We start from the raw sequence: 26,871 nt of genomic DNA, 5'->3' as shown, positions 1-26,871 counted from the left end.
TTGCGCATTGCTCTTTCTGTGTAATAAAAAATCCCCCGTCACAAGAGCTGTGCGGGGGATTTTTGCAAGAAAAGCGGTTAGACTAATTAAAGATATAACGAAGGCCAATTTGTGCCTGATAAACGTCACCACTGTTGAGCGAAGCGCTTTTCGTGAACGAATCTTTCAGCAAAACAGTCTGCCCGTTTATATTCTGGGTGGCTAACCGATAGGTTGGTACGCCTGTCGTTGTATTCACACTCGCTAGAGAGAGCGGGTTAAACGTAGTTTGCAGATTACCTACACCCCACTTATCGTTAAGCAGGTTACCAACGTTCAATATGTCGACCCGGAACTGAATTGTGTTCCGCTTGCCTTTAGCTCCAACAGCTACATAGAATTCCTGAATCACCGTAAAGTCGAAACGGGCAAGCCATGGGAAGGCACCACCATTACGCTCAGCATACTGGCCCCGGCGAGTTTTCAGGTAATCGTTTCCATTGATATAAGCGTCGAAAGCAGCTTGCTGTGCCTCCGGCGAATAGGTTACAGCGCTAGCTCCTGTTCCTACTACAAGCGGACTAAATGTCAGTTCAGATGCACTTTTTGGAACGTAGATCAAATCATTGTTAGTCTGACCATCAAAATTGACATCCTGATTATAGGTGTACGAAATTTTGCTGCCGCTGGCATATGTACCAGCCAAGGTAAAGGCAGTAGATCCGCCAAATTTACCTCCGTAGTTCAGGCGATAATTGACATAACCATTTATTCGGTGACGTAAGTCATTATCGGAATATGTTGTAGCCAGATAGTTCTGTCCATAAATAGTCGGTACGTTGGCCTGAACCGTACTACCTACGAAGGCAAGATCGCGAGCCTGTCCGTATGTATAAGCCACCATTCCACCAAAGCCCCGTACAACGGGTTTCTCCAATTTGAACGTAACGATATATGAATCACCCTTATTCGTATTTTTCAGGACGAATGCGTTGGCAATCTGTGGATTGATATAACGGGCAACGGCTACTGTATTCGCGGCACCAGTACCACTGCTTGTCACACCAAAAGCAGGAAACACATTACGGGTGTCAGGGCCGCTTAGGGTACGGGTAGGTGCTTTCAGGTTAGCGTCGATATAGCGCAGGGCCTGAATGTTCTTGTTATAGATAAACTCAACCGTTCCAACCAGACCGAATGGCAATTTCTGATCGACAGCAAGGTTGGTTTTCCAGATTTGTGGGTACTTAAGATTTGGATCCGACGCATTGATCGTATAGGGTAGCAGCTTAGTTAGATCAACCGACGAAGGATCAGGCGGACGGACAGCGGCTGGCAACTTACTGGGATCCGTAACAAACGGATAAGCCGTTGTATTATTCACCGAGATAAGAGCCGTGTTAACACCGTTATTACCCAATTGGTTAGAGATCAACACCTCGGGAATACGAGACACAAAAATACCCGTACCACCTCGAATCTGTGTTGTCTTATCACCTTTCAAATCGAAGTTAAAGCCAAAACGGGGCGACAGCAACAGTTTCGGTTTTGGGAAGGTCCCCGTAGTAATCTTATATGGGTTTCCGTTTTCATCATTGAAGGTTAGGCCAGCAACAACCGGGTTGTTAAAATCTTTAGCCGTACTATTGTCATAATCGAATAGATCACCCCGCAAACCAAGCGTTAATTTCAAATTTGGGGTAGCCTGAAATTCGTCTTGTACATATGCACTGTACAAATTCCGTTTTAGCGTTTGCAAAGGCTCTCCACCACCCGGAATCAACGAATAACGTAGATTATATCTGGCTACAGTAACCGGCGATGTTGTGGCAGTCGGATTACTGATTGACGCCAAAGCCGCCGTTTTGAAATCAGCAATTGAGTTATAAACATATACTCCGTTCGATGATGGGAAGAAGACGTTATTCGATGTGTAGTGCTCGAAAACCAAGCCCGCCGTCAATGTATGCTTCCCCGCGAAATAGCTAAAGTTATCTGTAATGTTTAACGTCGAATAATTCAACTTGTTATTCGGCGTGAATGGGTCAAAGCCAATCGATGTATACGTTGTTCCGCCAGGTGCGATATCGATCGATGGAAACAGCTGAGTTTTATACGTTCTGTCTTCGATCTGTTTGTTATATGTGCCAACGAGGTCATTGGCAAATTTACCACCACCAAAGTTAGACGTTAGCTCAACAGCAAGTGAACGAGTGTTATCTGCAATAATATAACCAGTGTTTTGTGGCGAGAGTGAGTTTGGGAAAACGTTCCGGTTACCATTGCCTGCTGTGTTACTACTGTTACTATTGCTAATAACCTGATCCGACGATGAATTGTGGTGTGAATACCGAACCGACAGTTTGTTATTGTCGTTGATATTATAATCAAGACGAATCAGCCCTTTTGTACTCTTCACTTCATTGTTATAGTTATCTATTGCCCCCAGATCAAACCCAAAGTTCGTCTGCATAAAATTTTTCAGGTCAACCAAATCGGAGTATTGGACGTTCGATACGTTACCTGTAGCACCAGGTTGGGCAGCAACATAACTCAAAGCTGGATTACTGCTGGTAAACCGTTCGGCATTAATGAAGAAAAACAGTTTGTTTTTGATGATCGGACCGCCCAAGCGGAAACCATAAGTTTTTTCATCAACATTAACTGTACCAATCGAATTACCAGCCGCTGTTTTACCAACCATACCAGTATTGCGAAATAGGTGGTAAACAGACCCTGAGAAATCATTGGTACCTGACCGCGTTACAGCGTTTATACCAGCGCCGGTAAAGCCAGACTGCCGAATGTCAAAAGGAGCTACGTTGACCTGAATTTGATCCAAAGCATCGATCGAAACAGCGGTCGTGCTCGTTCTACCACCGGCCAATGCCGAACTGCCTAATCCGAATCCATTATTGAATACCGAACCATCGATCGTGAAATTATTGAAACGAGGATCCTGGCCCGCAAATGATTGACCGTTACCGTAGGGGTTATATTTCGTAATATCGGTAAGAGTACGACCAATTGTAGGAAGCGTATTGATCGCTTCGCGACCAAAAGAAGTAGCAGCACCCGTACGATCCGAACTAAAAATATCGTTTCGGTTGCCTGAGACAACCACTTCATTTAGGCTAGTTCCTTCATCCGTTAATTTAAAACTAACATCAGCAGTTGTTCCTAAACTGGCAAACACATCATTCTTCGTTTGCTCCTTAAATCCTACAAACGTAACCACAACAGTATACGGCCCTCCTACCCGAACGTTAGGAAAGGTGTAAAAACCAGAGGTGTTAGAAATCGTACCATAACGACTCCCAGATGGCGTATGAACTGCAACAACCGTTGCCCCCGGTAGCCCTTCTCCTTTCGAATCGGTCACTCGACCATTGATCGCCGAAGATGTTACCTGCGCTAGTGCTCCGCTCCCACCGAGTACGGACAGTAGTATACTGCTGACTAGCACAAAAGCCGCCCTAAAATGCAGTAATTGTTTTGACATAGAAGTGATTGATTTGGTTTGTAGTTTTGAGCAACTCATCCGGTTAGATAGGTCCCTAATTTAAGGACAAAGATGCTACTTTTTTTGAGTCGACAAAGCAAGCTATCTTAAAAAAGTACCACTATTTGAATACCTATACACTACATTCTACAAATAGCCATATTTCAAGTCGGTTACGTTCTATAAATGACGATTAAGATATTGTTAAGCTCACAGTTTCATTTAGATAGCTTTATGACCACGGTGGAACCATTCAGTAGCGATGGCCGTACTTATTTTAAGGGATTCCTGCCCATACTACGCGTTTTCTCTCTTAGTTTTGTCTCCTTATGATATCAACCGAAACGGCATCCGTCAAACTCACTCAATATAGCCATGGTGCAGGCTGCGGCTGTAAGATTTCGCCTAAAATACTGGATCAGATTCTGCATAACCGGACCACCAGTCCAATGGGTCAGGGCAGTAATCCGGCGTCCGTTCAGCCAAACTACGCAAACCTCCTTGTCGGGAACGATTCTCGCGATGATGCTGCCGTACTTGATCTCGGAACGGGTGAAGCCATCATCAGCACGACCGATTTTTTTATGCCTATTGTCGACGATGCGTTCGACTTCGGGCGTATTGCGTCGGCCAATGCCATCAGCGATGTCTATGCGATGGGGGGTGAGCCCATTATGGCGATTGCTATCCTGGGTTGGCCGCTCGACAAACTTCCGCCCGACGTGGCTGGTCAGGTCATCGAAGGAGCGCGGGCCGTTTGTCTGGAAGCTGGAATTCCGCTGGCCGGGGGGCACAGTATCGATTCGCCCGAGCCGATTTTTGGGCTGGCCGTGACGGGTCGGGTCCGAATTGACCACCTAAAACAAAACAACACCGCTACCGAAGGCTGTCGTTTATACCTCACCAAACCACTTGGTGTCGGCATTCTGACAACAGCGCAGAAAAAAGGAATCTTAAAGCCTGAACATGCTAATCTGGCCCCGGCGCAAATGGCTAAATTAAACAGCTTCGGAGCTGTTTTAGGAAAATTGCCGTATGTAAAGGCACTGACCGACGTAACGGGTTTTGGCCTGCTCGGTCACCTGACCGAAATGGCTGAGGGATCGGGACTGAGTGCAGTCATTGCGTTTGACGACGTACCCAGGTTACCATTTGTTGAGGAGTATCTGGCGAAAAAAAGCTTTCCAGGCGGCACCGTTCGAAATTGGGATAGTTATGGCCACAAAATCGCGGAACTAACCGAAACTCAACGCTACATTCTGGCTGACCCACAAACGTCTGGCGGCTTGCTCATTGCCGTCGAGCCGAATAGCACAGCGGAGTTCGAGCGTGTAGCTGCCGAAAACGGTTTCGCCCTCCAATCGTTCGGTGAATTGGTCGAGCAACGGGAGAAAGTTATTTATGTAAATTAAAGCGTGCATGAGTTCAGGAGTGAAACCAGTCGGCCAAAGCAAATCGATTTCACTCCTGAACTCATGCACGCTTTCACTCTTTGGATTAGATGAAATTATTCTTCCGACAAACTGGCGAAACCGGTCCAGCAATTGTCATCCTGCATGGCGTCTTTGGCTCATCCGACAACTGGCTAACAATCAGCAAAGCCATTACGGCTAAAGGGTATCGCGTTTTCGCCCTCGATCAACGTAATCACGGGCAATCGCCCCGTGCCGACGAGCATGACTACCAAAACATGGCATCCGATCTGCACGAATTCCTGAGCGATCAGGGGTTAGAAAAGCCAATTCTGGTTGGCCATTCGATGGGTGGCAAAGCAGTCATGCAATATGCCATGTCTTATCCGGGCACATTTGCCAAACTCGTTGTTGTTGACATAGCCCCTAAATTCTACCCCGTTCATCATGCAGAGCTTGTACGCGGCCTGAAGGCTATTGACCTGACCAGTCTTACAAACCGCAATGAGGCCGATGCCATTCTAAGCCAGTACGAGCCGATTTTGGCAGTACGGCAGTTCTTGCTCAAAAATCTGTATCGGAACGAACAGGGCCAGTTTGCCTGGCGATTGAACTTACCTGTCATTGAACGGGAGCTTCATGGCATTGGCGAAGAATTAACTAATCCACGAATCGTAACTGACCCAACTTTATTCATCCGCGGAAGTGAGTCTCCATACATTCTGGATGAGGACATTCCGACGATCAAACGCATTTTTCCAAACGCACAAATCGAAGTCATTCAGGGCGCAGGGCACTGGGTACAAGCCGAGAAACCAATGGAATTCGTGGAGGTACTGATGAAATTTGTCAATAATTAGTTTTGTCATGCCAACACTCTATCTCATTCCTACACTGCTGGCCGACGACACCGCCGAGCTGGTCCTTCCGACACATATCCGGTCGGTTATTGAAAAAACGGATGCCTACTTCGTCGAAAATGTACGCACTGCCCGGCGATTTATCAGTGGCCTGAAAACCACTCGGGTTATTGATGAAACGACATTTTTCGATCTCGACAAAGACACTCCTGCGGTCGATACCCGCCGACAGATCCAGGAGTTAACCGAGCGCAAACGCAATGCTGGTGTGTTGTCGGAAGCCGGATGCCCCGGTGTAGCTGATCCGGGTTCGGTTGTGGTAGGAATGGCCCATTCGCTCGGCTGGCGGGTAGAACCGCTGGTAGGCCCATCGTCTATTTTACTTGCCCTTATGGCGTCTGGCATGAGCGGTCAGTCATTTGTTTTTCATGGGTACCTGCCCATCGAACGGCAGGACCGCGCCCGGGCCATTCGCCACCTCGAAAAAGAAGCACAACAGCGGCAGCAGACTCAGATCTTTATGGAAACGCCTTACCGCAACGATGCCTTATTTGCTGAAGTGATAGCCAATTGTGAGCCGAATACCCGCCTTTGTGTGGCCTGTAATCTGACCGCCCCCGATGCCTTCGTACGTACACGAACCATACGGGAATGGAAAACACAGGTGCCTGATTTGCGCAAAAAACCAACGGTGTTTTTACTTTTGTAACAAAAAGCAGTAAGTCAGTAAGTGGCCGACGCGAGTTTGTTGCTTACGCATCAGCTACTTACTGACTTACCAACTGCTCCATGATCCAGGCCTTCGAGTTTTCACCACTTCAAGAAAATACCTACGTAATTGCCGACGACGCAACCGGTGAGGCTGTTATCATCGACCCAGGTTGTTACGATCAGGCAGAAAAAGAAGCACTTGGGCGGTTCATTACTGACCACAAACTCACCGTCAAATATCTGCTGCTTACGCATTCACACCTCGACCACGTTTTTGGCGTCGCTTATGTAAAGCGTAAATTTGGGGTTAAGGCTTATTTGCATGAGCTCGACATGGTAATTTATAACGATGTGCCCACACGTTGTGCTATTTATGGTTTGAGAGGCTATGAGCCGTCAGAAATTGACGAACATCTGGAGGAAGGGGATCAATTTAAGTTTGGGAATACAACACTCGATGTCATCTTTGTACCGGGTCATTCACCGGGTCATGTTGCCTTCGTGAATCACGCTGATCGTTATATAATTGGCGGAGATGTACTATTCCGGGGAAGCGTAGGTCGTACGGATTTCCCGTATTGCAATCATGCCGACCTCGTTAATAGTATCAGAACTCAATTTTACACCTTACCTGATGATTACATCGTTTATCCGGGACATATGGATCCAACGACAATTGGTCAGGAGAAGCGATCAAACCCGTTTGTCAAACAATTATGAACGATGAATACCTAACCTCGTCGGCTCAAACTCATCCTTCATACGTATCCCTTGAAAAACTTACTCAAACATCTCCCGAATGCCATGACCTGCGGCAATTTGCTATGCGGGTGCATTGGCCTGGTCATGGCATTACGTGGGCACCTGGAAATAGCATCCTGGCTTATTGGCTTAGCCGCCGTGCTTGATTTTGGCGACGGTTTTGTGGCCCGACTGGTAAACGTATCGGGGCCGTTTGGGAAAGAACTGGATTCGCTGGCCGATGTCGTTACGTTCGGCGTTCTCCCGGCTACCATCGTCTTTCAGCTCTGCTGGTTTCAGGAATTGGGTGTCATTTCATACGGCGCTTTTTTAATTGCTGTTTTGTCGGCATTGCGGCTGGCAAATTTTAATATCGATACACGACAGTCTGAATCATTTATTGGCCTGCCCGTACCGGCAAATGCCATGTTGATTGCGGCTTTTCCGCTAATGGGCCACTATCAGCCGCAGTACGATACAATCTGGCAGAACGATATTGCACTCGGTATGATGATTGCCTTTTCGTTCATGCTTGTTTCTGAAGTACCGCTCTTTGCGCTTAAATTCAAGTCGTTTGGCTGGGCCGAAAACCGGATTAAATTCAGTTTTCTGATAGCTTCCGCCCTACTCTTATTATTTTTGCAGTTCGCGGCTATTCCGCTGATAATTCTGCTTTACATTGTTGTTTCACTTTTTACTAAATGAATAAGTGATTGAATGAATAAATGATTGAATTAAAGACTAATTCAATCATTTATTCATTCAATCACTCAATCACTCATTACAGATGAAATACGTTGCCGAAATTAACATCATGACCCGTTCGGAAATTCTGGACCCACAGGGAAAAGCCGTTAAACTGGGCCTTCATAACCTCCAGATGGACAATATTGACAACGTCCGGATCGGGAAACATATCCGGCTTGAGGTAGATGCCGATAGTCAGGAAAAAGCACATGAAACGGTAGACACTGCCTGTCGCCAACTGCTGGCCAACCTGATCATGGAAGAATATTCTTTCGAGTTGCAACCAGCTTAATGGCTCATTCGCCTATTTCCACCCGGATGACTCCGTTTTTAAAGAAAAGCTGCCCTTTCAGCGCAGATACAGGTAAGTAGTTTCCAAGCACAATAGCTACCTGAAAAAGTACTATTTTTGCCAACTATTTTGCCATTAACGAATGACGACCACTTATTCAAGGATTACCGGGTTAGGCTTTTACGTACCAGACAACGTGGTTACGAATGACGACCTGACCCAATATATGGATACATCCGACGCCTGGATTCAGGAACGGACGGGTATTAAACAACGGCGTTTTTTCACCTACGGGAAAGAGACTAACGCCAGTATGGCCGCAGCCGCATCGCGAATGGCGCTCAAACGCGCTGGTTTGGACGCCAAAGATGTCGATCTGATTGTTTACGCTACGCTTTCGCCGGATTATTATTTTCCGGGCTCGGCGTTTCTTATGCAGCGCGAGTTGGGCCTGGAAGGTATAGCCGTTATAGACATTCGGCAGCAGTGTTCTGGCTTTGTCTACGCCTTGTCCATTGCCGACCAGTTTATCAAAACCGGGATGTACAGGACAGCTCTGGTGATTGGGTCGGAGATCCAGTCAACGCTGATGGATAAAACAACCGAAGGTCGTGGGGTTGCGGTTATTTTTGGTGATGGTGCGGGGGCGGCTGTCGTTCAGGCTACAACAGATCCGGAACATCGTATCCTGTCGACCCACCTACATGCCGACGGTCGTTACGCCGAGGAATTATATTTGAAAGATCCGGGCAGCAGTCGGCCTGATCACTTCATTACAGCCGATACGGCTACAGCAGGTGGGAGCAGCGTAGTGATGAACGGAAACACCGTTTTCAAACATGCTGTCGTACGCTTCATGGAGGTGATTAACGAAAGTCTTCATGCCAATGGGTATCAACCCGGCGATCTGGCTCTTCTGGTGCCGCATCAGGCCAATATTCGTATTTCTGGCTATGTTCAGCAGCAGATGAATCTGCCCGATGAGAAGGTGTTCAATAACATTCAGAAATACGGGAACACGACCGCAGCGTCTATTCCGATTGCACTGACCGAAGCGTTCGAGCAAGGCCGCATCCAACCCGGCGATTTAGTTTGTCTGGCGGCCTTTGGGAGCGGCTTTACCTGGGCATCAGCTCTGATAAAATGGTAAAAAGGATTGACCGGCTCACCGGTCAATCCTTTTTAATAGGTTCCGATAGATAACATCACCAATGTACAGGCTTCAATAGGTTCAATACCTTCGGCCTGTAATTGGCTCTCAAAATCCGGATTTTCGGTTCCAGGATTAAAAATCACTCGCTTCGGCTTCAGCCCTTTGATATAGTCGTACAGGTCCGATTGATTCCGTGGCCCAACATACAGGGTAACGGTATCGATATCGGTTAGCATCGGTTGGCCCGTTTGAATAGGGCGCCCTTCGATCTGGCCCGGCCTTAATCCAACTAATTCTATTTCGTGGCCATGTCGTACTAAACTATGAGCAGCCCGATTTGCATATCGTCCAGGATTTTCAGAAGCGCCAATTACTACTGTTTTTTTTGATTCAGCATTCATTTCGTCTCTTTTGCGCCAGCTTTTCAGCGAGCACTTTTTTTTTAAAACCTATCTGGCCACTGTGTAGTTCAACGTATATTCGTTCGCTTATTTAGATTCTTTCTACCATTTAAGTATATAAATCCTTCGATTGTTTATTGTCGTATGTATTTCTTTGCCCTTATAATCAGAAATCACTGAGAATCAGAATTTTTAATTTATTTTAGCAACTATCTTGTTTTATCTTTGTTAAAGATTAGTTAAACAAACAAGCCTTTATCAGCGAAAGAAATCTATAAATAGCTAACAGGCACATAACAACCACTGGCAATGATTGAGAAGAAGTATCAAAGTTTCTGGAACGAAAAGTGGGTGCCCATAGTGTTCGATGGTGTTGAAAACCAGCCTCGCTATGACGTTTCAAATTATGGACGACTGCGTAGTTTTCAGACTACAACACGCCCTGCCAACCCGACAACTACTACAACTGGAACTATTATTAAAGGTTCTGTCATTCAGGGATATCGATCGCTAAACATACGTTCGGCGGGAAAGACCCTGAACCGATATGTTCATAAGCTGGTTGCCGAGCAGTTCATAACCCGCGAAAATCCCGATCAAACCTTCGTGATCCATCTCGACCACGATAAGCAAAATAACTACTATCAGAATCTGAAGTGGGTTACTAAAAACGAGATGATTGAGCATAACCGGAACAATCCGAGTCTCAAAAATCGCCCGGCACCTCGCCCAACCCGCAACTATAAATTAACCGAAAGCAAGGTTAAAATTATTAAGAAGCTGCTCAGAAATGATAAAAATCGACTTAAGATGATTGCCAAGCAATTTGGCATCACCCATACACAATTGAATCGAATTCGGTCGGGCGAAAACTGGAAACATGTGACCATTGATGGCGATTAGCCAGCGAACGATCTATTTTGAGTGATGTTTGAGACTACGAGTTGCAGCCGATTGGGGTTCCCGATCAGCTGCCTTGTTGTAAGGTCCACCCTAAAATCCTGAGCGCTATTTCTTTAGGACCGATTGATTCGCGGGTTCGTTTGCGGGTTTGCTATCCAATGGCAACGACAGAAAGAACGATGTGCCAACACCTTCCGTTGTTTCAAACCAAATCGATCCGCCCGCATGTTCGACGCCACGCTTGGCAATAGCCAGCCCTAAACCCGACCCGCCCCGCTTGGTACTGAAATTCGGGAGAAAAACTTTCTTGCGAATAGCCTCCGGAATACCAGCTCCATTGTCGTGCACTTCAATCTGAACATCATCGTCATTGGTATAGAGCCGCAGGCTAAGCACGGGTTTTCGGTCGGAAGGAACCGATTGAATTCCGTTAATGATCAGGTTTGTCAGGATACGGCCAATAAGCTGGCGATCACCAACTACCATGACCGGGCCGGGAGCAATCTGCCGTAATAAACTGATTCGCTCATCATCGGCATAGAGGTCAGCAGCTTTATTGATTACGCCAGTGACTTCAAATACCTCATTTTTAGGCAGTGGCATCTTGGCAAAGTCGGAGAATGACGTAGCAATATCACTCAGATTGTCAATCTGATCGAGTAACGAATCAAAGGTTCGCTGAATCACCCGGCGCATGGCCGGATCATTCGGTCCTGCCGGAGATCCGTCGGCTCCGTTCACATTCGGGAACGTCCGCTGCAAGTGTTGCAGCGTTAGTTTCATCGGTGTGAGCGGGTTCTTGATTTCGTGCGCCACCTGCTTTGCCATTTCGCGCCAGGCCGATTGTTTTTCGTTCTGTGCCAGCGCCTGTTTACTCTCCTCCAGCTTTACCAGCATTCGGTTATACTCGCGTATCAGTAACCCAATTTCATCGTCAGAACGCCACGGAAGCGGTTCATTCGGCTGATCGAGGTTCGTTTTCCGGATCTTTTGCGTCAGCAACTTCAGGGGTTTGGTCAGTACATTCGATGCGAAATAAGAGAGGATCAGGAAGAACAGAAATAAACCCGTAAAGATGCTCAGGGCCGATGAGATCACTTCAATAATCTGGCGGTCGAGTTCAGGGCGAGCATAGAAATAAGGAATACTCAACACACCCAGTAATCGTCCATCGTAGGACTTGATACCCGCGTAGGCCGTTCGGTATTGTTTACTGCCCAGCGATTCGTTGAGTAGCTTCTGATTTTCTTTTTCTTCAATAACGTGGATGTAAGCCTCCGGATTGATGCGCTTGGAGAGGTGTCCGCTCTCGTACATCAGTGGACGCGTAGACGTACTTAGCCGCCCTTCTGTATCGAACAGGTTAATGTCGATATCGGCATCACGGGCAATTTTATGCAATTCCTCCTCCATGGACGCCTTACTGCGTTTTCCCTGAAGGTATTCATCGAGGTATGCCTCGAAATTAGAGGCAATATTCCGTGTATTGCTGATGTAGGTATTCTCCTGGTTTGTAATGTAGTTTGAGCTAATTACACTCAGAATAATGACGATGACCAGAAGTAAGGGCAGGAAAAACGCGACATTCAACAGAATCTGAATCCGGGTTGAATAGTTAATGCTGAACTGCGAAAACCCGTAATGAATCGCGTAGATGATAACGATGATGAGTACAGTCAGTACAAGCAGCAGGTATAAAAATGAAAAATTGGAGAAAATATTCTGAAATGGGTACTCGGCCGATGACACAACCACGATGCGGCCATCCTGTCCAAGCTGACCAACATGTTGATAACCATTGGCAATCAATCCTGTACTATACAGCGTCGAATCGGCCAGCAGCGCAGGTGGCATCTTACGATCATAGTTATAACTACCAGCGCTGTAGAGGATTCGATGGTAGGTTGTATCCTTAATAGACTGGCCCTTAAAAATAGCATAGCTGTATTCCTGCGTATCTGGGCTCTGCATGAATTTAGCATCGACAAGCAGTTCCGGATAAACGCTTTTGGGCCGCTCATTGCGCAGTTTTAGATCCAGGACAACATAACCGATTGTGTCAGAAGCTGTTACTGCTCCTGCATTTGCCAACCGAATCGGAATAAAGCAGACATACTGCTTGATAAACTGATTCCCGACTTCATTGACGAAATACACACCAGGATACTGTGTTTTATAGATCGGTCGGCGGTATCGGGCGGTCAATTTCGATAATTCACTGGCATCCGGGCTGATGTCGAGCGGTTGACCATCGGCTCGAAACGACGATACATCAATATCGTATTTGTCGAAGTACTTATCTAAATGAACACTTTTTATCCGTTGCTGAATACGTTCTCTCACCAGAAGCGTATCCTTCCGTAATGAGCGGGCAATCTCCACATCGGTCGTAATCGACTCCTGCGCTTTACTCATCAGAAACTCGCCGAATTCGTCGTTTTCGGCCAATAACTGCGAAGCAAACTCACGCTCGTGAACCAACTGTTTCTTTATTTCCTGCTTATAAACTACATAGGCGGTTGTAACGGCGCACACAAAAGCAGCCAGAAACAGGTAGATCGACGTCCGGTAACGGAACGTATAAAGCGATCGGGAAAAGCGACCTACATAAATCAACAGGAAATAGAGCCCGTTCAACAACAAAATCGGTTCCAGCGACCAGCCTATGCTATAGAAAAGAGCAGCCGACAGTAACGTACCGACCAATAACCAGAGTATCCCGCTGATTACGGGTCGGTTAAACCGAAGAAAAATACTGGCCAGGATATGATTCAGTAAAAAATAAATCGAAGAGATCGTGACGAACACGATTAAACAAACGATTTTCAACAGAGAAAACCGAATATTAAGGGTGATATCCAGCGTAAACTGTGACTTCTCATAAATGTTATTCAATTCGTCGTAACAAATTGAGAATGCCAGATAACTCAATACGACGCACGCAATCGATATAATTTTCTTCGTACCGGGAGGCAAATGGATCAGCTTACCGTAACTCCAGGAGTGATAATAATGGCCAACCCAGTAATAAGCCAGAATAAGAATCACGACCGCATTCAGCAACAAGTCGCCCAGTGACGGCACCAGTACGGATGAAGCATAAAATTTGGCGTTAAACAGATCGGATTCAATAAATAAAAACGGGACGCCAAAATAGAGCATCACCGCACGCAGAACGACCAGATAGACCGCCAGCCAGGCAAAGCCCAGCTCATAGCGCCGACTGCGCTTGAAGCGAGCCAACGCCTGTAGCACGTACAAACCTAGAAAGACAACACCTAATGTGGCCAGAATTACGGTATTGACGGGTGTTGAATGGTTCCGGTACACATCAACTTTGGGAGGTACCACCGAAAACAAATAGACCGGTGTATTGTCATAGATCGCATGATAAACATTCGTCCGGTCGTTGGTAATCGCTTCTGGATCAATGGCAAACAAGGCAGGATTGTAGCCCGACTCTAAATACGTATTACTGTTTCGATACTGTCGAAAAATGTTGACCAGCGAAAAAACATCCAGTGTATCAGCACCACTTCGAACCCGCCGACAACTGACAATGTAGTTGCCCTGTTCGAAATTAATTAACGTTGGAAACGTTACGGAGGCAATTCGGGAATAATCGGGAATAAATCGGTAATCGGACCAGAACAACAATTTAGGCTCGCCACGCTGGCCGGATTGGCGACGAAAAATAAAATAAGGATACTGGGTCGGCTGGCTCATACTGGCAAACGTAGCGTTTGGCGTTTGCCGGACTTTTTCGGCCACCTGGTCCAGTTCGTCGGTACTGACCCGCATCTCCTCCTTCACGCGCTGCTGTACGGCAGTCATGTATTGTTCATCGGTAGCTCCTGGGGCATTTTGCTCCAGAATCCAATAACACAATACCGATAGGCCAACAGCCAGTATAGCTAAAACTAAAAAAATATGTTGTTCAATTCGCTTCACGAACCCAGAGGGAGAGTTTGGTCAAAACTGACCTAAAATCATGCCAATTTTAGTCGGCAGCCTTCAATTAATAGTACTCAGTCAGCTACTTATTGAAAATAGGAATGATTTTTTTCGCCTACAGAAAATAGTCCATTAATAACTGAGAATCTGCCTACTGAGAACTACCCACGGAAGTCTGCTCTTTTTCTACGGTAAAACCACCTGGTTCATACCCAATTTCGGCACCCAGTACGTACAACAAATGCCTGCGATCAATAATGATGCGAACACCTTCAACGTTATACACTTCGTCGGAAGAGCCAGGCACATCGAAACCCAGTAACCAGGATGCTCCACAGCCACCTCCCCGGATACCAATTCGCAAACCGTATTCGTCAGGAATTTTATTGGCCTGTAACGTGTCCATTAACTGCTGCCGCGCTTCAGGCCGAACCCGGACAGGATTATCAAGTACCAGCATAGTTAGTGTGTGGCCAACAGTTTGTGACTTTTGGTAATTGGTTTGCCGACTCAGAATGTGTTGGCGCGTCAGCCAGCCAACGACCATAAACCGAAAGCCTTTTTCCAAAATTACCCATTTTTAACTAAACAACGTTTTTCCTTTTATGGAGTTGCTGAGTGATTTTTTAAAATTGATTGTACCCGCCGGATTGGTGCTCTATGGCATGTATGTGACCGTTAAGCTATTGCTGGAACGGGAAGCTGACCGTCATCGTTTTGAGGTTAAGACCCGCTACACCGAAACGGTTGTACCTGTCCGGTTGCAGGCTTACGAACGAATGGTGCTCTTTTTAGAGCGAATCAGCCCGAACAACCTCTTATTGCGATTAGGTGGAACTGCCACCACAACGCTGGAGTTTCAGCAACGACTTTTACAGGAAATCCGGGATGAATATAACCATAATTTATCCCAACAGGTCTACATGAGTCAGGCCGTCTGGGATAAGATTCAGGCCGCTATGAACGACGTAATGACACTTATTAATCAGGCATCCGGCGACACTCGGCCCGATGCGCCTGCCCTTGAACTCTCCAAGCGTATTTTTGAGCGTATTATTCAGAAAGACCGACTACCAACTGCCGAAGCACTCAAGGCCGTAAAAGAAGAGATCCAGGTTATGTTTATGTAAGCTCGAAACCCATGCCCGATTTAACACGATCGTGTTTGATACGAATGCATAAGGTTTCCTCCTTTAAATAAATACCGCTGCTGACAATGTGAGTGCTTTCTGGAATGCGTCCTGGTTAAGATTAAGCGAAACGCCCTCATTCGTGAGTGTCTCAATAATTTCTTCGGTTGGCAGGTTTCCCGTCAAATCGTCGGCCGCCATCGGGCAACCACCAAAACCGCGTAGAGCCCCATCTATTCGCTGAACACCCGCCCGAAGTGCGGCCTTCACCTTAGCAGGAGCTTCCCCTGGCAGGGCATGAAGATGCGCCCCAAATTCGACGTCGGGGAATGTGGCTAACAACTGGCTGAACAGCCTTTCAATCGCTTCCGGCGTCGATGAACCAACCGTGTCGGAAGGAGCAATGATCTGAACACCCATATCAACCAGTCGGCCGCTAAAATCAGTAACGAGTTCGGTGCTATACGGATCGCCATAAGGATTACCAAACCCCATAGACAGGTAAACAACCAGCTCTTTATGGGTCTGTATGCACAGTTTCTGTATCTCCTCGACCTCCACAAATGCCTGTGCAACCGACTTGTTGGTGTTTCGTTGCTGAAACGTTTCGGACACCGAAAGCGGAAAACCTACATACTGAATTTCAGTGAAGTTCGTCGCTTGCTCGGCTCCCCGAACGTTGGCGACAATAGCCAGTAATTTTGTCTGGGTATCGGCCAGATTCAGTCCCGCCAGTACGTCGGCCGTGTCGCGCATCTGTGGAATGGCCTTTGGCGACACAAAGCTGCCAAAGTCGAGCGTGTGGAAACCCGCTTGCAGCAGGGCATTGAGGTACCTGATTTTCAGATCCGTAGGCACGAAATGGGCAAGCCCCTGCATCGCATCGCGCGGGCACTCGATAAGTTTCATGGTCGTGGAGCGGCTTGACGCGATAAGACAGCCAGCAATAACATAACAGCCGCACAGATAGCCAGTCCACCAGCCTCGCGCGCCATTTCTATATTCATACTCCGCATACCGACTTCGCTGAACAGGAATCCCTCAAACACGGGAGGCCACTGATAAATAGCTGCGATTACGTAAAAAAGAGCCATTATGACCAGAAACCACCAGCGAGCTACACCCGCATAGGTCATAAAACAAGCCGCAGCGGCCAATCCATAGATCGGTATCCAGACCTCCGGGTCAGGATCGTTATACTGGAAGGCTGCAAACAAAACAAAAAGCAGCCCAAAAATGATAGCAAGAATCTTACGCATACAGTGATTACCTCATTGATCAATTAGCGACAATATTCAGCCACGGCATTAGCCGCATCGGCATAGCCCAGATTTTGTGCCTGTTTCAGACTCAGGCACCCCCCTTCGCGCTCGTTTTGCAGGATCTGAGCTATACCCAATCCATAAAAGGCTTTACCAAATTTTGGGTCGGCCTGCACAGCCTGCTGAAAATCGATCGTAGCTCCAGCCAGGTCTTTTTGCTGGAATCGCAGATTGCCCCGATTATATAAAGCAAGCGCATTCTTCGGATCTAAGGAAATAGCCTGTGAAAAATCGGTCAGGGCGGGTTGAATCTGCCCCTGTGCTGCAAATAACTGACCCCGGTTCAGAAAAATTTCAGCACTCATGCTGCGGCTCGAATCGGGCGCCAGCCGGATGGCGTCAGAATAATCTTTCAACGCACCCGGCAGATCGTTCTGAGCAACCTTCAATAAGCCCCGATTGTAATAAGGGCGATAAAAGTTCGGATCCAGCTTAATGGCCTGATCGTAGTCCATCGTTGCATTGGCGTATTCTTTAAGCTCAAAATAAGCGACACCGCGCGAGTTAAACGCTTCGGCATTGCCAGCGTCGGCTTCCACAGCCTGATTCAATACCTGTACTGCTTCCCGGAATTTACCCTGTTTTAAATAATCTCTTCCCTGTTCAATCGTTTTATCTGTCGAGGTACAGGCACTGATAATGAACAGCGTACAAAAAAAACTATAAAAAGAACTCTTCATCACGAATGTATTTTGGCGCAAAGGTACAGTCGAAATTTGGTCGTTTGACTAACAATTGCTTAACTTTGCATCGGCAAATCGGTGCTACCAGCTCCTGCTGAATCCCCCAGGTCTTGACCGAAGCAAGGGTAGGTGGTCGTAGCGGTGAGACATTGGTTTGCCATTTTTTGTTTCCGTCCTACTGTGTATTAGTTTCGCGGGAGCAATTAATTTGTTTAGCGGGTTATGCGGGTTAGCTGTATCAGACCGCTAAATTCCTTAAACCCAACATGGACCTGCTTAGCCAACTTACCGCGTCGTTTCAGGACGCGTTCCATTCTGATCCGATCCTGATCTGCTCTCCTGGCCGCGTTAATCTTATCGGTGAACATACAGATTATAACGAAGGGTTCGTATTGCCCGCAGCCATTGACAAAGCGATCTATCTGGCCGTTGGTCCACGCGACGACGACGAACTTCATTTTGTTGCTTACGATCTGAATAAAACCTATCACGGTACAGTCAATGATCTTACCTCAACGCATACCTGGGCTGACTATCTTCTGGGCGTAGTTGCCCAGTTCCGGTTGTTAGGTCAGCCTATACGGGGTTTCAACTGCGTTTTCGGTGGAACGATTCCAATGGGGGCTGGTTTATCATCGTCGGCAGCGTTGGAAAATGGCGTCGGTTTTGCCCTTAACGAACTCTTTGGTCTGGGCCTGGATCGGATAACGCTACTCAAACTATCGCAACGAGCCGAGAACGATTTCGTTGGTGCCAAGGTCGGTATTATGGATATGTTTGCCAGCATGATGGGTAAGGCCAACCATGTCATTAAACTGGACTGCCGTTCGCTGGAATATACCTATGCACCCCTGCAAATGGACGGAATCAGCATCGTTCTGTGCGATTCAAGGGTGAAACACTCTTTAGTTACTTCCGAATACAACACGCGCCGGGCTGAATGCGAAGCGGGGGTTCGGTTTCTGAAAACGTTTTATCCCGAAATCAACAGCCTGCGCGATGTGACGATGACCATGCTTGACACGCATCTGAAAAATACCCAGCCGTTAATCTATCGCCGGTGCGCCTATGTAGTACAGGAGAATCAACGACTGCTCGACGGGGTAACCGCTTTAGAAGCGGGTGATATCAAAACATTTGGCCAGTTGATGTATGGGTCACACGAGGGACTCAGTCAGTGGTATGAAGTGAGTTGTCCTGAACTGGATGCTCTGGTCGACATTGCCCGCGAACATCACGGTGTACTGGGTGCCCGGATGATGGGCGGGGGTTTTGGCGGCTGTACCATTAATCTGGTACGAGAAGACGCACTTGATGATTTTACGCACCTGATTACCAAACAATATAAAGCCAGAACGGGTAAAGATACGTACCTTCACGCCTGCAAAATTCAAAATGGTACGAACCTAGTCAGTAAGTCAGTAAGTTAACAAGACAGCGTATATTTTATGTATTCGTTCCTTTTAGCTTCCGGGCTTACCAGCTTACCGACCTACTTAATTCTGTTTAACTATGAAATTTTTCATTGACACGGCCAATCTGGCCGACATTCGCGAGGCTCAGGACATGGGCGTTCTCGACGGCGTCACGACCAACCCATCGTTGATGGCCAAAGAAGGTATCACCGGCAAAGACAACGTGATGCGCCATTACAAACAAATCTGCGAAATCGTAGAAGGTGATGTAAGCGCTGAAGTTATCTCCGTCAAATACGATGAGATGATTAAAGAAGGCGATGAACTGGCCGAAATCGACGAGAATATCGTGGTGAAGGTTCCAATGACCGCCGATGGTGTAAAAGCGATCAAATATTTCTCAGAAAAAGGCATTCGTACCAACTGTACTTTGATTTTTTCAGCGGGTCAGGCACTGGTGGCTGCTAAAGCAGGCGCTTCGTTCGTGTCGCCGTTCGTTGGCCGGTTAGATGATATCTCGACCGATGGTATGGCCCTGATCGAGCAAATCGTAACTATTTTCACGAATTACGGTTTCACTACCGAAGTACTGGCCGCTTCAGTACGTCACCCGATGCACGTTATTCAGTGCGCTGAAATCGGAGCCGATGTTATGACAGCTCCATTGAGCGTTATTAAATCACTGCTCAACCACCCACTGACCGACAGCGGTCTGGCTAAATTCCTGGCTGACCACGAAAAGGCTAACTTACCGGTTAAAAAGTAAAAAAATAGTTGTCAGTCGCTGATCGTTAGTGATTCAACCAAACTTGCTAACGATCAGTGACTGACAACTGATAACCAAATCTATGTTTTCTACAGAACCCGTTCTTAGTATAGACCACGCGGACATCTACCAGGGCAGTAAACTGATTTTGGGCGATGTATCGTTTCAGATAAATAAAGGCGATTTTGCTTATCTGATCGGCCGAACGGGCAGCGGGAAAACATCATTACTAAAAACACTATACGCCGATTTATGGCTTCAGAATGGGAAGGGTTTCGTAGCTGGCTATTCGCTCGATAAGCTTAAACCCCGCGATGTTCCTTTTCTGCGCCGTAAAATTGGTATTGTCTTTCAGGACTTTCAGCTGTTTCCTGATCGCACGGTTGAAGAGAATCTACGGTTTGTGTTAAAAGCAACCGGCTGGTCGAACAAAGCCGATATGAATAACCGCATTGCCGATGTATTGATGCAGGTTGGCCTCGGAACCGCCCAGAAAAAAATGCCCCACCAGCTTTCGGGGGGCGAGCAGCAACGGGTTGTTGTTGCCCGTGCCATGCTGAACGAACCCCTCATTCTGATTGCCGATGAACCTACCGGTAACCTCGATCCAGCAGTTTCGGATCAGATTATGAAGGTTTTTCAGGCCATCAACAACGCCGGAACAGCGGTGCTCATGGCTACCCACAATTACGAACTGCTCAATAAGTATCCGGCCCGCGTGCTGCGTTGTCAGGACGGGCAGGTAATCGAACTGGGTGGGTAAGCTTATCCTACACATCATCTAAAAACGATAACCGATACTAATTCCTGCCGAGGATAAGGTACCCAGTAAGCTTGTTCTTACATCAGGGGTTAGGAAATTAGTCGAAACTCCAACTCGAATGCCAGCAATCAGTTTAGGAGTGATTGAATAGTAATAATTGGTTTTGAGATTAATCCCAGCATTGAATTCCCCCTGATAGGTTCTGGTGAAAGTTACTTTTTCTATTTGCTGGCCATTCGAAATTCCAGTTAAGTCGGAGATGATGCCATTTCGCTGATACCAGATGGATGGGCCAGCCCCAACCTGAAACGCATGCTTTTCTGTTTTGACCAGATTAAATAGAAAACTTAAGTCACCTGCCATACGCTGCGAACGAGTCCCCTTATAAAAATAATCGAATGGCAAAAAATTTTCCCTTAGATAGTGGTCTATGTAGCCTAAACTAACTTCATAATTCCATCGGCTCGACTTGACCTCCTGAGTTCTGATTAGCGAATACTTAAAAGTGGTGGATTGCCCAGGTTCACTACTACCCACATGATTTGCCTCAACAGCTATGCTTATTGCGGATTTGGGTAGTTGCTGTTGAGCCCGTAAAGGCCAGGAAAACAAAAAAAGGAGGCCGATTAAAAATACATTTTTCATGGGCAATATTACCATTTTCTATCCATTTAAAGCAATATTAGTTACATCAATCTTTAAAAGTTTATATAATCTATTTTACCATATAATTATACTTAAAATAAAAATATCTAATGAATAATAGCGCCTATTTGGATAAATTCTAACTATTTAGGCATTTACAATTCACATCTCTTAATAATTTTAGTATATTTTAATGAATTTATAAAATAAATTCATTAACAACAATTTGTAACCTATTAATATTTTTTAATTAAAATTTCTTTAAAAAATCCCATCCTAATTTATTTGATTGCTTTTATTGACCGGAAAGCTTGTATGAGCAAGCTACTGCCAATACAAAATGAAAGATTCGAAAAGCAGCATGCGATTATCTGTATAGATGTTGGCCTTGAGACCGACTTACCGAAGCTGTACCGGCGAAAGTGGTTGTTCTTTTAGGTTTTCCCTAACTACGCCCATACTGAGTAACAGGGCGGTAGCCATAAATCCAGCCTATTCTCCTCTCATCCTAGTTTTAAGGTACGAAGCCGGCAAGATTGCGTATGTTTACTTTTTACGTATTTTTTTGAGTACTCGATTTAGCTTTCTTTCACGTACTATGAACAATTTTGTTTGGAGCGCACTGTTGCTGGCTTGCTCCGCATTGACAACGCCTGTGTGGGCAGCCGGGCCAGCCCCTCTGGTCTACGAGGTTGACCTGAACAACCGGGCTGACGATCAGTTTAAAGTTACCCTTCATGTCGATGGACTGAAACCGGAAAACGCTGTTTATCAGTTTGCATCGACAGCACCAGGCACCTATCAGGTCATGGATATTGGTCGTTTTGTCCGTTCGTTTCAGGCATTCGATAAAAAAGGTAAGGAGCTGAAAACCGAGCAGGTTTCGACTAATCAATGGAAAATTGAGCAACCTGCTCAGGTACGCCAGATTCGCTATCAGATTGCCGAAACCTGGGATACGCCCGTTAAGAAAGATGTCATTTACAGGATGTGCGGCACCTCGATTGAGCAGGATCATGCCCTCATCAACGGACAGGGCGTGTTTGGTTTTCCGCAGGGCATGCAGGCAACTCCACTGGCCGTAAAAATCAATTACCCAATGGAGTGGACCGTAGGCACGGCACTTGAAAAGAATAAGGATGGGTATTTTCTGGCCGATAGCTACGACCGCATTGTCGATTCACCCATTTTGCTGGGACGCCTGACCCGCGCCGAAACTACGGTGGGCGGAGCTGCCGTTGAGATGTACACCTATTCGAAAACCGATCAGGTTACGTCCGAGCAATTGCTCAACAGCATGCAGTCGATGCTTCAGGCGGCCGGAAAGTTTTTGAAAACGCTGCCCGTAAAGCGCTATACCTTTTTATACCATTTTGAGGATGAAAGCTGGGGAGCCTGGGAACATTCCTACAGTTCGGAATACATATTCAAGGAAACTCCCTTTTCTCCTCGCCTGGCCGAAACAGTTACGTCCATTGCGGCCCATGAGTTTTTTCACGTTGTTACGCCATTAAATATTCATAGCGAGCTGATCCAGCAGTTCAATTTTGTTACTCCTACCCCCTCCGCCCATCTTTGGTTGTATGAAGGGGTAACGGAATGGGCCAATGGGGCCATGCGGCTACGGGGTGGCCTGACTGATCTGCCCGCTTACTGCGACGAACTGAGTCAGAAAGTAAAGATCGATCAGCAGCTGGACACGACCTACAGTTTGCTAAAACTCGCGCTGACGTGCTATACACCCGAAGGCCAGAAACAGTACGGAAATATCTATAACCGGGGTGCGCTGGTGGCTGGTTTGCTCGATATCCGGCTCCTTGAGTTGTCGGGTGGGCAGCGTGGCCTTCGGGAAGTAATCAACGAGCTAACAAGTACCTATGGTCCAAATCGCCCATTTCCCGATAAAGAATTCTTCGACATTTTCGCGCAGAAAACCTATCCAGAAATCACTGATTTCTTCAATCGGTATGTCAAGAATGCCGAACATTTGCCCCTTCAGGAGTACTTCGGTAAAGTCGGAATTTTGTATAAGCCCGTTTTCGCTACCGGCAAAAAACTCCCCTCACTGGGCATGAGACCGGTTCCGGTGAATGATACCCTTCGGTTGAAACAGGTGAGTGAGCCACTGCGTCAGGCTGGTATACAGGAAAATGACGAATGGATCGCGTTCAATCAGCAAACGATCGATCAATCAACACTCCCGACAATTCGGGAACAGATTCGCGGACTCAAAGCGGGCGATCCGTATGAGCTGACCGTTCGGCGTAACGGGCAACCCATAACTATCAAAGCCACCATGCAGGAAATTCCCGAAGTAAACCGTTACGTGTTCGAGCCAAACCCCCAGGCGACTCCGCAACAACTCGCGCTCAGAGAACGCTGGCAGAAGAATTTGTAGGCGTAAAACTGAAAATAACGAATAAGCCCCAAAGCTAAGAGTATATCTTCGGGGCTTATTCGTTACAGTAGTTTATCGTAATGCGGATTTCAATGTCACGAAGTAAATCCGGTTTTTATCGACCTGGCCGGTAGCGGGCAACAGTTTGGTGGTGAAGCCATTTTTGCCATCATCCAATACGCCGAAATCGTCATCATTGGAAATCGCCAGTCGATTACGACCAATCAACGCTATTCCTTCTGCTTTGTCGTGTGGATACACCGGCGAAATGTCGGTGATCAGATCAAACACGAGCGTTTTCGAAACAGGCACGATGCCAGCCGCAGTCAGGCCCGCTTTATCTTTCAGCTGGTCAACTGTCATACCGTTATAGAGCTTGCCCCCATCGCCATTGAACGAGTCGGAAATGTCGGTAGCTCCGGCCAGATCGAATTTATAAACCCGCTTAAACTTGGCCGGTTTGGCTGGATTACCGCCGTAATCGCCGTCACGTTCCAGCGTCAGGAAAGTTGTATTGGTTATGGCAGCAATTTCACTACAGCCAGTCAGGCCAGGATCTTCCATCAAATAAACGTATTGTTTGGTAGCACCAGTCGCGATTTCAAATGTAAGTATCCGAAGAACAGTTGAGTTTGTGACAGCCGCCGAAGATGGATTGTATAGGGGTGACTGCATTAAGCCAACCAGGGTTTTTCCGTCAGGCGTAATAGTCAACCCTTCCATACCGCGATTCGGCCGACGACGGGCAAACACTTTCGGAATAATACGCCCACCGGTTCCAGTCCCAAATGGATTGACACGCTCAATGGTCTTTCCGGCTGGATCAACGTGTACCAGGTGAGGCCCGTATTCATCGCTTATCCAGAATGAACCATCCGGCATCAGGACCAATCCTTCGGAGTCGATACCATCCGGATCAGGTGAAATGGTTTTCCCATTCAGGTCGATGGCAATTTCGCCCGTATTACCCTGTCCAACCGGATTCGGTAATCCCGTCAGGAGCTGACCGCTGGCATTTTTCAGCAAAATCGTTTCTTCCAACACAATCTGATCGCCCACGATCCGGAACTTACCAATCTGCGGTGTAAAGTCGGCTTTACCGAAAATAATGGAATTGGCCTGAACGCCCGCAGCATTAGGTCCCCGGTCGGTGAGCAGGTAAAACACGGATGGATCGTTGAGGGATGGAGCAATCGACGAACCATATCCACCATTGTAAATCGTTGTCCCGTTGGGCGCTGTCGATAGCGTTTTAGGGTTACTGGCTTCTACAAATGCCGGATAGGTGAAGCCATCGATCTGGTTAAGTTCATCCTGACAGCCTGCCAATAATAAACCACTAATAAATACTCCGCAGACAGCGCGGGAAAGAGGGGGTAGCTTTACGTTCATGAGGGGTGAAATAAGCAAGAGATAATCACACAAAGCTAAGGCTGCCATATTACCTGAATATTACCTAATACTGCTCATTATTAAACTATTATAAAATTGATAAGGCATCTAATCACTCCTGTTGCAGATTGCTATAAAGCACTGTAGTTTTCGTGATTATGCATGGTTTTTATGGTTGGTCGGTACTGCTCGTTGGCGTACTAATTTCGCATACGCTTCGGGCGCAACGGTCTTTGCTATCTGGTCATGCTGACGTAAGCATGTATGGGGCCAATGCGTCACAAACACCCTTTTGGCTACGCACGAATCAGTGGGGTGTTGTACCTCCTAACACACCAGCCGTTAGCCTGCAACTGGGTATCTGCCGCAGCTATAAACAGACCGATTCGCTCCGTAAGCCCTTGGTTGATTGGGGATTCGGGGTCAAAACAGTCGGAAATCTGTTACAGAATGCCTTATCAGCCAATTCCCGACAGGTTCTGCTGCCGGAAGCGTACGTAAAAGTCCGGCTTGGCCGATTTGAGCTATGGGGCGGACGTCGTCAACAGATTATTGGCCTGGTTGATACAGTTCTTTCATCCGGTTCGTATTCTGTGTCCGGCAATGCCCTGCCAATTCCGCAGATTCAGTTCGTTCTTCCTGATTTTTTACCGTTGCCTTTTCTGGGCAACGCGGTGGCCGTTAAAGGAAGCTTTACGCATGGTTGGTTCAACGCTCCCTACATACGGGGCGTAAACCTGCATCAGAAAGCAATTTTCCTGAAATTGGGTCGCCCTTCATCCCGGCTCCACGGAATCGTAGGCCTGAATCACGAAGTACAATGGGGAGGTTATGCCGATTATCTTAAAAACTCTCCCTTTGCGGTCGATGGTCATCTAACGACCAATTTCGGGGACTATTTAAAGAGTGTCGTGCTGGGAATTATTCCCAAAGATTTAGGAAACATCCGCTACACAAGTTTCGACGCGGCCAATCGAATTGGTAACCATCTGGGCAGTATTGACATTGGGCTGAGCCTGATCTTACCAGCCTCATCGTGGTTTATTTACCATCAACATCCCTACGAAGATGCCAGTGGTTTAAGCTGGCGCAATGCTCCCGACGGTTTATACGGTTTGCGGTGGCTCAACCGGCAGACAAAATCGGCGGGCAATCGTTTCTGGACATGGCATCGCGTGTTAGGCGAAGTGTTACTCACGAGAGATCAATCAGGACCTTATTTTTCGGCCCCTGGGCAAACCTATAAAGGAGCTGACAACTATTACAACCATTCCCAGTATGTGGAAGGATGGTCTTATTTTGGGCAAACCATTGGAACGCCTTTTCTGATACCGCGCCCGATGCTGTCATCTACATCAGAGCCGGGTGAATTTTACTTTCCCAGTAATCGGGTTATTGCCTATTACGCAGCATTCGAAGCCTCGATAAAAAATCGGATTAGCATGACCGGGCGGTTTTCCTACAGTCAGAATTTTGGCACCTATTCAACTCCTTTTCGGTCGGTTGAAAACCAATTTTCGGGGATGTTGAGCGCCAGTATTCCCTTACCATTGTTGCACAATAGCGTGCTTTCGGTAGCCCTGGCCGCCGATCAGGGCCAGTTATTGGCAAAGAGTATGGGGCTGAGGGTTGGTTTACGTCGGCAATGGTAATAAACAAAAAAGCCATCCGGTTAGGCGGATGGCTTTTGACTGTCAATGTA

At 47.0% G+C, this 26,871-nt stretch carries 23 protein-coding genes; 14 read left to right on the top strand and 9 right to left on the bottom strand.

Annotated elements, in window-relative coordinates; translation table 11 throughout:
* Nucleotides 1–82: 82 nt before the first annotated feature.
* A complete protein-coding gene (locus tag GJR95_RS20565) occupies nucleotides 83–3,481 on the bottom strand; it encodes a TonB-dependent receptor (RefSeq protein WP_162387644.1) in 3,399 nt (1,132 codons plus the stop codon).
* Nucleotides 3,482–3,810: 329 nt separating this feature from the next.
* Between GJR95_RS20565 and selD the strand changes: the two genes are divergently transcribed.
* From selD to GJR95_RS20530, 7 genes are all read left to right on the top strand, one after another.
* On the top strand, nucleotides 3,811–4,893 hold the full coding sequence (gene selD, locus GJR95_RS20560; protein WP_162387643.1) for a selenide, water dikinase SelD: 1,083 nt from the start codon (nucleotides 3,811–3,813) through the stop codon (nucleotides 4,891–4,893).
* A gap of 89 nt (nucleotides 4,894–4,982) precedes the next feature.
* Nucleotides 4,983–5,753: an alpha/beta fold hydrolase gene (locus GJR95_RS20555; RefSeq protein ID WP_162387642.1), complete on the top strand. Its 771-nt coding sequence runs from the start codon at nucleotides 4,983–4,985 to the stop codon at nucleotides 5,751–5,753.
* Between the two features lie 7 nt (nucleotides 5,754–5,760).
* A complete protein-coding gene (locus tag GJR95_RS20550; RefSeq protein WP_162387641.1) occupies nucleotides 5,761–6,462 on the top strand; it encodes an SAM-dependent methyltransferase in 702 nt (233 codons plus the stop codon).
* Nucleotides 6,463–6,542: 80 nt separating this feature from the next.
* Nucleotides 6,543–7,184: an MBL fold metallo-hydrolase gene (locus tag GJR95_RS20545; protein WP_162387640.1), complete on the top strand. Its 642-nt coding sequence runs from the start codon at nucleotides 6,543–6,545 to the stop codon at nucleotides 7,182–7,184.
* A gap of 51 nt (nucleotides 7,185–7,235) precedes the next feature.
* Nucleotides 7,236–7,910 (top strand): CDP-diacylglycerol--serine O-phosphatidyltransferase, encoded by a 675-nt coding sequence (gene pssA, locus GJR95_RS20540; protein ID WP_317167090.1) that lies wholly within the window; start codon nucleotides 7,236–7,238, stop codon nucleotides 7,908–7,910.
* A gap of 82 nt (nucleotides 7,911–7,992) precedes the next feature.
* Nucleotides 7,993–8,244 carry a phosphoribosylformylglycinamidine synthase subunit PurS gene (gene purS, locus GJR95_RS20535; RefSeq protein ID WP_162387639.1) on the top strand — a complete coding sequence of 84 codons (252 nt, stop codon included), beginning with the start codon at nucleotides 7,993–7,995 and terminating at the stop codon, nucleotides 8,242–8,244.
* Nucleotides 8,245–8,386: 142 nt separating this feature from the next.
* Entirely contained in the window at nucleotides 8,387–9,394 is a 1,008-nt protein-coding gene (locus GJR95_RS20530; protein WP_162387638.1) for a 3-oxoacyl-ACP synthase III family protein, read from the top strand.
* Nucleotides 9,395–9,426: 32 nt separating this feature from the next.
* Here the strand turns inward: GJR95_RS20530 and GJR95_RS20525 are convergent, their stop codons facing one another.
* Entirely contained in the window at nucleotides 9,427–9,798 is a 372-nt protein-coding gene (locus GJR95_RS20525; RefSeq protein ID WP_162387637.1) for a CoA-binding protein, read from the bottom strand.
* 309 nt (nucleotides 9,799–10,107) lie between these two features.
* On the opposite strand from GJR95_RS20525, the gene GJR95_RS20520 reads away from it, so the two are divergent.
* Nucleotides 10,108–10,701, top strand: a complete 594-nt coding sequence (locus GJR95_RS20520) for an HNH endonuclease (protein WP_162387636.1) — start codon at nucleotides 10,108–10,110, stop codon at nucleotides 10,699–10,701.
* Nucleotides 10,702–10,806: 105 nt separating this feature from the next.
* On the opposite strand, the gene GJR95_RS20515 is transcribed toward GJR95_RS20520, so the two are convergent.
* Nucleotides 10,807–14,652, bottom strand: coding sequence for a sensor histidine kinase (locus GJR95_RS20515; protein ID WP_162387635.1), 3,846 nt, complete (start codon nucleotides 14,650–14,652; stop codon nucleotides 10,807–10,809).
* Between the two features lie 154 nt (nucleotides 14,653–14,806).
* Nucleotides 14,807–15,115, bottom strand: coding sequence for an iron-sulfur cluster assembly accessory protein (locus tag GJR95_RS20510; RefSeq protein ID WP_162391793.1), 309 nt, complete (start codon nucleotides 15,113–15,115; stop codon nucleotides 14,807–14,809).
* A 145-nt stretch (nucleotides 15,116–15,260) separates the two neighbouring features.
* Here GJR95_RS20510 and GJR95_RS20505 point away from each other — a divergent pair, with 145 nt between their 5' ends.
* Nucleotides 15,261–15,785 carry a DUF7935 family protein gene (locus GJR95_RS20505; RefSeq protein ID WP_162387634.1) on the top strand — a complete coding sequence of 175 codons (525 nt, stop codon included), beginning with the start codon at nucleotides 15,261–15,263 and terminating at the stop codon, nucleotides 15,783–15,785.
* 63 nt (nucleotides 15,786–15,848) lie between these two features.
* Here the strand turns inward: GJR95_RS20505 and GJR95_RS20500 are convergent, their stop codons facing one another.
* From GJR95_RS20500 to GJR95_RS20490, 3 genes are read right to left on the bottom strand one after another with little or no spacing between them, the layout of a single operon-like run.
* The gene (locus tag GJR95_RS20500) at nucleotides 15,849–16,694 is read right to left on the bottom strand and encodes a hydroxymethylglutaryl-CoA lyase (RefSeq protein ID WP_162387633.1); all 846 of its coding nucleotides are present in this window, start codon (nucleotides 16,692–16,694) and stop codon (nucleotides 15,849–15,851) included.
* On the bottom strand, nucleotides 16,691–17,044 hold the full coding sequence (locus GJR95_RS20495) for a transmembrane 220 family protein (RefSeq protein ID WP_162387632.1): 354 nt from the start codon (nucleotides 17,042–17,044) through the stop codon (nucleotides 16,691–16,693). The genes GJR95_RS20500 and GJR95_RS20495 overlap by 4 nt, the downstream gene beginning before the upstream one ends.
* Nucleotides 17,045–17,067: 23 nt before the next feature.
* Nucleotides 17,068–17,787, bottom strand: coding sequence for a tetratricopeptide repeat protein (locus tag GJR95_RS20490; protein ID WP_162387631.1), 720 nt, complete (start codon nucleotides 17,785–17,787; stop codon nucleotides 17,068–17,070).
* A 269-nt stretch (nucleotides 17,788–18,056) separates the two neighbouring features.
* On the opposite strand from GJR95_RS20490, the gene galK reads away from it, so the two are divergent.
* The 3 genes from galK to GJR95_RS20475 all read left to right on the top strand — a co-directional run bounded on the left by galK (nucleotide 18,057) and on the right by GJR95_RS20475 (nucleotide 20,734).
* Nucleotides 18,057–19,220, top strand: a complete 1,164-nt coding sequence (galK, locus tag GJR95_RS20485; RefSeq protein WP_162387630.1) for a galactokinase — start codon at nucleotides 18,057–18,059, stop codon at nucleotides 19,218–19,220.
* Between the two features lie 82 nt (nucleotides 19,221–19,302).
* Nucleotides 19,303–19,971, top strand: a complete 669-nt coding sequence (gene fsa / locus GJR95_RS20480) for a fructose-6-phosphate aldolase (RefSeq protein ID WP_162387629.1) — start codon at nucleotides 19,303–19,305, stop codon at nucleotides 19,969–19,971.
* A gap of 82 nt (nucleotides 19,972–20,053) precedes the next feature.
* On the top strand, nucleotides 20,054–20,734 hold the full coding sequence (locus GJR95_RS20475; RefSeq protein ID WP_162387628.1) for a cell division ATP-binding protein FtsE: 681 nt from the start codon (nucleotides 20,054–20,056) through the stop codon (nucleotides 20,732–20,734).
* An 18-nt stretch (nucleotides 20,735–20,752) separates the two neighbouring features.
* On the opposite strand, the gene GJR95_RS20470 is transcribed toward GJR95_RS20475, so the two are convergent.
* Nucleotides 20,753–21,379 carry a hypothetical protein gene (locus GJR95_RS20470; protein ID WP_162387627.1) on the bottom strand — a complete coding sequence of 209 codons (627 nt, stop codon included), beginning with the start codon at nucleotides 21,377–21,379 and terminating at the stop codon, nucleotides 20,753–20,755.
* Between the two features lie 598 nt (nucleotides 21,380–21,977).
* Here GJR95_RS20470 and GJR95_RS20465 point away from each other — a divergent pair.
* Nucleotides 21,978–23,777 (top strand): M61 family metallopeptidase, encoded by a 1,800-nt coding sequence (locus GJR95_RS20465; protein ID WP_162387626.1) that lies wholly within the window; start codon nucleotides 21,978–21,980, stop codon nucleotides 23,775–23,777.
* A gap of 72 nt (nucleotides 23,778–23,849) precedes the next feature.
* Here the strand turns inward: GJR95_RS20465 and GJR95_RS20460 are convergent, their stop codons facing one another.
* Nucleotides 23,850–25,169: an esterase-like activity of phytase family protein gene (locus tag GJR95_RS20460; protein WP_162387625.1), complete on the bottom strand. Its 1,320-nt coding sequence runs from the start codon at nucleotides 25,167–25,169 to the stop codon at nucleotides 23,850–23,852.
* A 158-nt stretch (nucleotides 25,170–25,327) separates the two neighbouring features.
* On the opposite strand from GJR95_RS20460, the gene GJR95_RS20455 reads away from it, so the two are divergent.
* The gene (locus GJR95_RS20455) at nucleotides 25,328–26,821 is read left to right on the top strand and encodes a capsule assembly Wzi family protein (protein WP_162387624.1); all 1,494 of its coding nucleotides are present in this window, start codon (nucleotides 25,328–25,330) and stop codon (nucleotides 26,819–26,821) included.
* The last annotated feature ends 50 nt before the right edge of the window (nucleotides 26,822–26,871 follow it).

Origin of the sequence: Spirosoma endbachense (genome assembly GCF_010233585.1) — a bacterium.
GTDB lineage: Bacteria > Bacteroidota > Bacteroidia > Cytophagales > Spirosomataceae > Spirosoma > Spirosoma endbachense.
This window is presented reverse-complemented; position numbering and strand designations above follow the sequence as displayed.